We start from the raw sequence: 8,472 nt of genomic DNA on the forward strand, positions 1-8,472 counted from the left end.
CTCTCCGGCGCGCCCCCGTCGAGGAGCCGGACCGCCTCGGCGGACATCGCGTCGATGTCGGCGTCGACGACGGTGACGTCGAGCAGATCCGCGCCGGGGAAGTCGTCGATGCCGACGACAGCCGGCCACTGGTCGAGGCGGCGACTGGCGTCGATCGCGCCCTTCGTCACGGTCGCCGAGAGCGTGATGAGCGCGGTCGGGGCGGCCCGGGAGCCGAGGAGGGCGGCAACGACGTTCTTCGCGCTCGCCTGGTCGTGCGCATCCTCGTCGAGGAAGGCCCGCCACCCGATGTCGCCGCGGTCGCCGAGGACCTCACGGATGCCGGCGAGCCGGCGCTTCTGCGATTCGAGATGGGCCCGATCCCCGATGACGCCGATGCTGATGTGGCCGTGGCGGACGAGCTGTTCGGCAGCGCGCCGACCGGCGTCGACATCGTCGGCGGCGAGCGTGACGATGCCCGGCCCCGTGACCGCCGGGTCGAGGGAGACGACGGCCATCTCGCCGGTCATCGCCGAGGTGGGACCCCGGGAGATCGTCGCATAGATGCTCGCCGACTCCGGCTGGGAGCAGACGACGCAGATGCCGGACATGTCACCGCTGAGGCATTCGTCGACGAAGGTGCGCTCGAGCTCGGCGTCTCCGCCGGTGACGGTGACGACGGTCCGCAGCCCCCGCTCGGCGAGGTCGGCTTCGAGCCGGGCGAGGAGGCGGACCTGGAGGGGGTCGTCCATGTCGGAGAGGACGACTCCGATGTAGGGTGAGCGGCTGCCTTCGCGCAGGCGCCGGGCCGCGGAGTTGAGGCGGAAGCCGAGCTCCTCGGCGGCCGTCTCGACCTTCGCGGCCGTGGCGCTGGCGACGTGCTTCTCCCCGTTGAGCACGCGGGAGGCGGTCTTGATGCTCACACCGGCGCGCTCGGCGACCGTGGCCAGTGTCGGCCGGTCGTTCTGCTTGCCCATGTGTGCGCCTTCGAAACGGTCCGGTGCCTCGACCCCGGCGACCGCCCCGGAGTGGGCGGCCGTGGGATCGATATTAGCGGCACCGCCGAGCCCCGCCCAGTGTCACCGCGGCGGTCACCGCCGGGGAACACCGGCCGGGATCAGCGCCCCACCGGGTTGCGCATCGTGCCGGCGAAGATCAGCGAGTCGGCCTGGTTGCCGATGTCGACCATCTCCTTCGTGTTGCGCAGCTGCAGCCGGTTGAGGCACGAATGCTTGAACCGCGGCGCCCGCAGATCGATGTCGCCGGCGATGCCGCGTGCCACCTCGGCGTGCTCCCCCTGATATGCGTCGAGGACCTCGGCGACGAGAGCCCAGAACCGGGAGGCCTCGAGCAGTCCGTCGACGTCGAGGATCCCCGCCAGGTGCCGCAGCACCCCGTCGAAGACATCGGTGAAGATCGCGAGCGCCTTCTCCTCACCGGGAACGACCGCGCGGATCCGCTCGACAGCGGGCGGCAGCTCTCCTTCGCCGAGGTAGGCGACCTCCTCGCCGATGTCCTTCATGAAGACCCCGGTGACGACCTCGGCGTCGAGGATGAGGATGAGATTCTCCCCATGCGGCATGAACACGAGATCATGGGCGAGCAGCCCGTGCACGAGCGGCTGCAGATACGCCCTCAGGTAGGCCCGCACCCAGTCCTCTGCGCTCAGTCCCGAACGGCGGATGAGGTGGGAGACGAGGGATTCGCCGAGGTGGTCGCGATGAAGCAGGGCCGCCATCGTCATCGTCCGCTGGCCGTCGGTGAGCAGCGGCAGCGGGTTCTCCCGCCACAGCCCGGCGAGCATCTTCCGGTGCGGGTTCGTCGCGCGGGTGCGGTGGTAGACATCGCCGGTGTAGCCGATCGCGCTGCGTTCGCGCAGCAGACGGAACCCGGCAGCGGCGAACGCCTGATCACCGTCGACGAGGCGAGCGACCCAGTCGTTGATCGCGGGGGTGTCGCGCATATACGTCGGTGAGAGTCCGCGGAGGAACCCCATGTTCTGCACCGCGAGGGCGACCTTGACATAGGGTGCGCCCGGACGCGAATGGTTGAAGAACGTCCGCAGCGACTGCTGCGCCTGGTGGTCGTCGAGGCCGGGCCCGAGCGGGATGAGTCCGCCGCGGGCGATGTCGGCGGCGAACGTGATCGCCAGCCGGTGGTCGGCCTGCCACGGATGAACCGGCATGAGGTGCACGTCCTCGAGGCGTCTGCCGACGGCGGCGAGTCGGCTGTCGAAGAGCTCGCGTTCGTCGTCGCTGAGAGTCCACGCGAGGTGCCTCTCCTCATCGAGTCCGTCGCCCAGCGCCAGGTGCGACTGCTCCCGGTCGACGGCGACCCAGTCGAGGCGGTTGCGTCTGCCGGTCTCCGGCGCCCACCTGCGGTAGTCGCGCAGTCCGAACCCGATGCGCCCGTTGTTCGCGATGAAGCCGGGGTGGCCTTCGGTCATCGCGGCCTCGATCGTCTGGAAGTCGGCATCGGCGAGCGCCGCGGAATCCGGGCGCTCACCCCTGCGCGCCGCAGTGAGCTTGAACGCGCTGCCGGCCACCGTCGAGGCGAGCTCCTCGAGGTACGTCGAGATGAGGTCCTCGGGCACGCCGAGGCTGTCCTGGAGTTCGAGGACGAATTCCTGCGCATCGAGGTTGACCGCCCGCCCGTCCCGGAACCGCGAGATGCTCGCGTCATCGATGACCCAGTGCTCGAGCGGGAGGACGCGCGCCTCGAAGGTGTAGTGGATGACGGGGGCCGCCGGGTGATCGTCCGGTCCGCTTCCCGGGCTGTCGGGGTCGCCCGGGATCGTCAGCACCCACGCGTGCTCGCCGGCCTCAGGGTTCTGGCTGGGGGCGATGAGCCGTTCGTGGGCGAACTCGGCGATCGACTTCGCGACGAGATGGCGGCTGACCACGGCGAATGCCTCAGGGGTGAGGTGGGCATAGTCGTCCTGCGTGAGAGGCTCGGGGTCGCCCTCGCCGAGGCGTTCGCCTTGCCGATCTCGGTCGCCGTCGCCTGCCTCGTCGTCTCCGCCGTTCCCGGTGACGCCGGCTCCGGCGATGAGCCGCCCGAGGCGGCTCGTCGCGAAGTCCGTGCGGGTGCACGTGCTCACGAGCGCGGTCTTCGTCGTCTCCCCCAGCGGCACCTCCGCCTCGGCGATGACGCGGAAGCCGGCGGCTGCGTTCTTCGCGTGGATCGCCGGATTCCCGACGTCGGGTTCGACGACGACTCGGCTGGCCCCGCGTCCGCCCTGTGAGTGCGGGCGCAGGCAGAAGTCGATGACGCGCGCCATGACGGCGTCGGTGAGGCCGCTGCGGGTCCGGCCCTGTGGTGGAGCGATGAGGAGGTGCATCCCGATGTCGCCGGGCTCCTCGGCGATGACCGCGGTGGGGATGAGCAGCGACGGTGCATAGGTCTCGACGTAGAAGGCCGGCGCGCCGTCGATGAGCCCGATCCAGCCGTTCTCATCCGCCGAGGCGCGGATCGCCTCGAGATAGGACCCCACGGCCTGTCGGTCGAAGTCGGTCATCTGCCAGAAGTGCGAGCGCGGGTGGGTCAGCCAGGCGTGGACCTCCTCGGCGTGGCCCTGCGGGTCGAGCGGAACGATCGAGATCGACCGGGCGATCTCGGCGGCTGCGGCATCCCCTGCCGCGGTCAGCGTGGTCGCGGCAATTCCGGTCGCGCGGCTGGTGCCGGGCGCGGGGCCGGTGTCGCAGTCAGTGCCTGCACCGGCCTCGTCCGTCGCCGTGTTCATCGTGTCGGTGCTCATGCGTGGGTCATCTCCTTCGTGCGATTGGGTTCGTCGGCGGCACGCGCGGTCTCCTCGGTGGTGCGGTCTGTCTCGGCGGTCGCCTCGGTGCCGGGAACCCCGAAGGTCTGGAACGCGATCGACCGTTCGATCGGATAGGGTTCACGACCGGTGACCTGGGACAGCACCACCGAGGCGCGCCACGGCCCGAACCCGAGGTCAGGACCCGTGACGCCGTGGGTGTGCTCTTCGATGCCGAGGGCGTGGATCGTGCCGGCCGCATTGACGGTGTAGTCGCGGCTGATGTCGAGGCGGCCCTCGCGATCGCGGTGGATCTCCGAGCCGAGCGGGCCGAGGAACGCCGGGACACCGGCGCGGTACCCGGTGGCGGCGACGACGGCACCGGCCGACCGGGTGAAGGTCTGCCCGAGCACAGGGTTGCGGAAGGTCAGCTCGTACTCCGCGGTCGCCTCGGCGGGGCGGGCGGAGATGAGCTCCGCATCGGTGGCGAGGGTCGTCAGGAGTCGCCGACCGCCGCGGCTGAGCCGGTAGAGCGTGTCGTGGATGTCGTCGATGAGGTCCGCGCTGATGCCCTTGTAGAGGCCGCGCTGTTCGCGTCCGATCCGTCCGCGCAGGTCATCGGGCAGGGCGCGGAAGTGGTCGGTGTACTCCGGTGACGTCATCTCCAGGGTGAGCTTCGTGTACTCCATGGGGAAGAACCGGGGCGAGCGGGTGATCCAGTCGACGCTTACCCCACGGTCCTCGGCGTCCTCGATGAGGTCCCGGTAGATCTCCGCGGCGGACTGTCCGCTGCCGATGATCGTCACCGATCCCGCCGCGAGCAGCCGTTCACGGTTGGCCAGGTAGTCCGCGGTGTGGATGACGGGGCCGTTGCCGGCCGCTTCGGCGTCGCTGCTCGTCAGGGCCTGCAGCGCCGGGGGGAGGACCGGTGCGGTGCCGACGCCGAGGACGACGTGCTTCGCGCGGTAGGTCTCGATGTCGACGATCCGTCCGGAGGCGTCGGTCACCTCGGCGAGGATCCGGTAGACGCCGCCGTCATTGGTCACCGAGGTGACCGTCCGGTTCCAGCGCAGCGTCCCCAACTGAGCGGCGACCCACCGGCAGTACTCGTCGTATTCGGCGCGCAGCGGGTAGAAGGATTCGCGGATGAAGAACGGGTAGAGGCGCCGGCGGTCCTTGAGGAACTGGAGGAACGAATACGGCGACGTGGGATCGGCCATGGTGACGAGGTCGGCGAGGAAGGGCACTTGGATGGTCGCGCCTTCGATCATCATGCCCGGATGCCAGCGGAACTCCGCGCGCTGGTCGAGGAAGACGGCGTCGACGTCGGGCAGCGGATCGGACAGGGCGGCAAGCCCCAGTCCGAAGGGCCCGATGCCGATGCCGACGATGTCGTGGACGCGGGAGTCGGGGTTGTGCGTGTGGCGGTCGTGTGCGCCAGGGTCGTACCTGCCGGCGCTGTGCGCGTCGTGGTCGTGTGAGTTGTCGTCGTGTGCGGGGGACGGCGGTGCGGGTGTCACTGAGTGCTGAGCAGTCATGAGCGTTCGTTGCCTCCTTCGTCTGCGTCCCGGGGTCAACCCGGGTGCATTAGGGAAACCTACCCTAAGTACGACGAAAAATGCTGGACGAAAGCCCAGGTCAGAGGACTACAGGCGTGACTGCACGGTGTCGGAGGGGTGACGTCAGGCGCGAGTCCGCGCGGATCGCGACGGTCACAGACCTAACGAGAACCGCCGCAGAATTCGTCCTGTGACGCTCATCACAGCAAACGGCTGCGACCCCCGCAACGGGGGGTCGCAGCCGTTCGTCGATGTCGTCGTCTCCACTGCGGAGAGGGACGCAGCCGCACCTGGAGTTGGATCCCGGCCCCACCTCGGCGCGGACCGCTCAGAAGCTCACTGTGCTCAGCCGCTCACTGCGCTCAGGTGCTCACTTCGAGACGTAGTTCGGTGCCTCGACGGTCATCTGGATGTCGTGCGGGTGGCTCTCCTTGAGGCCGGCCGTCGTCAGGCGGACGAACTTGCCCTTGGCCTTGAGCTCGTCGATCGTGCGGGCGCCGACGTAGAACATCGTCTGGCGCAGTCCGCCGGTGAGCTGGTGGGCGACCTGCTTGAGCTGTCCGCGGTAGGCGACGCGGCCCTCGATGCCCTCGGGGATGAGCTCGGTGTCGGTGGCGATGTCGGCCTGGAAGTAGCGGTCCTTCGAGTACGACTTGCCCTTGCGGGGGGCCATCGCGCCGAGCGAGCCCATGCCGCGGTAGGCCTTGTACTGCTTGCCGTTGACGAAGATCAGCTCGCCCGGGGACTCGTCGCAGCCGGCGAGCAGGGAGCCGAGCATGACGGTGTCGGCGCCGGCGACGAGCGCCTTGCCGATGTCACCGGAGTACTGGAGGCCGCCGTCGCCGATGACCGGGACGCCGGCAGCGCGGGCGGCCTGGGCGGCGAGGTGGATGGCGGTGACCTGCGGGACGCCGACGCCGGCGACGACGCGGGTCGTGCAGATCGATCCCGGTCCGACGCCGACCTTGACGGCGTCGACTCCGGCGTCGATGAGCGCCTGCGCGCCCTCCTGCGTGGCGACGTTGCCGCCGATGATCTGGACGTGGGAGAACGCCGGGTCGGCCTTGATCGTCTTGATCATGTCGGTCACGCCGCGGGCGTGGCCGTTCGCGGTGTCGACGACGAGGACGTCGACGCCCGCCTCGGCGAGGAGCCCGGCGCGCTCAAAGGCGTCACCGTAGAAGCCGACGGCCGCACCGACGCGCAGACGACCTTCGGCGTCCTTCGTCGCGAGCGGGTACTCCTCGGTCTTGACGAAGTCCTTGACGGTGATGAGGCCCTTGATGACGTTGTTCTCGTCGACGAGCGGGAGCTTCTCGACCTTGTTGTCGGCGAGGAGTTCGAACGCCTTCTCCGGCGCGACGCCGACGGGGGCGGTGACGATCGGCATCGGGGTCATCGTCTCGGCAACGGTGCGCGTGGGGAATTCGCTGCGGGAGACGAAGCGGAGGTCGCGGTTGGTGACGATGCCCAGCAGCACGTCGTTCTCGTCGACGACGGGCAGGCCGGAGATGCGGTAGCGACCGCAGAGTTCGTCGAGTTCCTCGAGCGTCTTCTCCGGCGTGATTGTCAGCGGGTCGTTGATCATCCCGGACTCGGACCGCTTGACGTAGTCGACCTGGTCGGCCTGGTCTTCCTTCGACAGGTTGCGGTGGATGATGCCGAGTCCCCCGATGCGGGCCATGGCGATGGCCATCCGCGATTCGGTGACGGTGTCCATGGCCGCGGAGACGAGCGGGATGTTGAGCTCGATCTCCTTGGTCAGGCGCGTCGTCGTCGAGGCTTCCGAAGGAATGACGTCGGTGTCGCCGGGCAGGAGCAGAACGTCGTCATACGTGAGCCCAGTGAGAGAGAACGGATCGTTTGCGGGCTCGAGGTTCCCCATGAGACCAGCCTTTCGACGCGGAGAGATCAGTTGATCAATGGTATCGAAGGGGCATGTGGACGATCCACAGTTTCAACTACCGCGGGCTGTGAGAATGGACACCTCGCCGAGGCGGTCGGACGGGAGTCCCGGTCAGCTCACCGAGGCGACCGGACGGGTGCCCTGGTCAGCTCGCCGAGGCGGTCGGACGGTGCCTGACCCAGTCTCAGCGGCCGGCGCCGACGGAGCGGGCGAGGTCGAGCGTCGAGGCCTCGGAATCGTCGAGGTGGATGCGCAGCAGCCCTTCGGCGCCCTGCCGGTCACCCGACTTGATCTTCTCGAGGATGTCGCGGTGCGGGTTCGCCCAGTGCGAATGGTATTTGCCGGGCTCCGGGGAGCGGGAGAACGTCGTCGACAGCCGCGCCATGAGGTTGAGGTAGAACTCGTCGAGCAGCGGCGAGCCGAGCAGACCGACGATCGCCCGGTGGAACGACGCCGAGTGCTCCTGGGCATCGGTCCAGCTCTCGTTCTCCGGGGCGGTCTCGGCGCGGACGACGGAGGCCTCGACGGCGGCCATCGCCTCGTCGGAGGCGTCCTGGGACTCCTGGACGGCGCGGATCTCGAAGACCCGGCGGGCCCGGTAGAGATCCTTGAGCTCGTCGATGCCGAAGGTGCGGACGAAGAAGCCGCGGTTGGGCTCCTGGGTGAGCAGGCCGGCATGGCGGAGCAGACTGAGGGACTCGCGGGCGGTGTTGCGCGAGACGTTGAATTCCTTCGCGAGCGCACCATCGCGCACCGGTGACCCCGCAGGGTACTCACCGTTCGTGATTCGGGTCCGGACCAGGGCGACGATCGCCTCAGAGGTGCATCCGGGGGCGTTGGGACTCATACCTCCAGGCTACCGTGTCCGTCTCATTTCCGCGTCGCCGACCCACTACGCCTGCCGCATCCCCTGTCCCGCGCGGTCGAGGTCGAGCCCGGTCGCGAAGTGCCGGGGGCGGCCGGTCAGCGGGTCGGTGAAGTCGATCGTCGCAGCGAGCAGCTGGAGCGGCGCGGAGAAGTCGTAGGGGTCGGGGCTGCGATCGACCGGGTAGACCGGATCGCCGAACAGCGGCAGCCCGAGGGCGTTCATGTGCACACGCAGCTGGTGGGTCTTGCCGGTGAGCGGTGCGAGCCGGTATTCGCTCACCCGCCCGGCCCCGTGACCGTGGGCTTCGATCTCGCCGAGGTGGTCGATGCGGCTGATCGCATTGACCTCCCCGGGCACCTCGATGACCTGCCGTCCCCCGGCAGGCTTGTGAAGGCGGGTGCGT

The 8,472-nt window shown here is 69.1% G+C and carries 5 protein-coding genes and 1 pseudogene; all 6 read right to left on the bottom strand.

Annotated features, from left to right (window positions below; all coding sequences use genetic code 11):
* Window positions 1-956 (bottom strand): LacI family DNA-binding transcriptional regulator (locus FFS20_RS17210; protein ID WP_137827004.1); only part of this gene is annotated, 956 nt, incomplete at its 3' end.
* A gap of 140 nt (window positions 957-1,096) precedes the next feature.
* Window positions 1,097-3,736 (bottom strand): GNAT family N-acetyltransferase, encoded by a 2,640-nt coding sequence (locus FFS20_RS17215; RefSeq protein ID WP_249356925.1) that lies wholly within the window; start codon window positions 3,734-3,736, stop codon window positions 1,097-1,099.
* Window positions 3,733-5,274: a SidA/IucD/PvdA family monooxygenase gene (locus FFS20_RS17220; protein ID WP_137827005.1), complete on the bottom strand. Its 1,542-nt coding sequence runs from the start codon at window positions 5,272-5,274 to the stop codon at window positions 3,733-3,735. The genes FFS20_RS17215 and FFS20_RS17220 overlap by 4 nt, the downstream gene beginning before the upstream one ends.
* 391 nt (window positions 5,275-5,665) lie before the next feature.
* Entirely contained in the window at window positions 5,666-7,180 is a 1,515-nt protein-coding gene (gene guaB, locus FFS20_RS17225; RefSeq protein ID WP_137827006.1) for an IMP dehydrogenase, read from the bottom strand.
* Window positions 7,181-7,385: 205 nt separating this feature from the next.
* The gene (locus tag FFS20_RS17230) at window positions 7,386-8,048 is read right to left on the bottom strand and encodes a GntR family transcriptional regulator (RefSeq protein ID WP_137827007.1); all 663 of its coding nucleotides are present in this window, start codon (window positions 8,046-8,048) and stop codon (window positions 7,386-7,388) included.
* A gap of 45 nt (window positions 8,049-8,093) precedes the next feature.
* Window positions 8,094-8,472: pseudogene (locus FFS20_RS17235) on the bottom strand (ribose-phosphate pyrophosphokinase); the annotation flags it as partial.

Origin of the sequence: Brevibacterium sp. 2SA (assembly GCF_005502845.1) — a bacterium.
Taxonomy (GTDB): Bacteria; Actinomycetota; Actinomycetes; order Actinomycetales; family Brevibacteriaceae; genus Brevibacterium.

Bases quoted from the DNA above. Each gene is read 5' to 3' on its own strand.
- FFS20_RS17215 (WP_249356925.1), bottom strand. From the start codon at position 3,736: ATGAGCACCGACACGATGAACACGGCGACGGACGAGGCCGGTGCAGGC.
- FFS20_RS17220 (WP_137827005.1), bottom strand. From the start codon at position 5,274: ATGACTGCTCAGCACTCAGTGACACCCGCACCGCCGTCCCCCGCACAC.
- guaB (WP_137827006.1), bottom strand. From the start codon at position 7,180: ATGGGGAACCTCGAGCCCGCAAACGATCCGTTCTCTCTCACTGGGCTC.
- FFS20_RS17230 (WP_137827007.1), bottom strand. From the start codon at position 8,048: ATGAGTCCCAACGCCCCCGGATGCACCTCTGAGGCGATCGTCGCCCTG.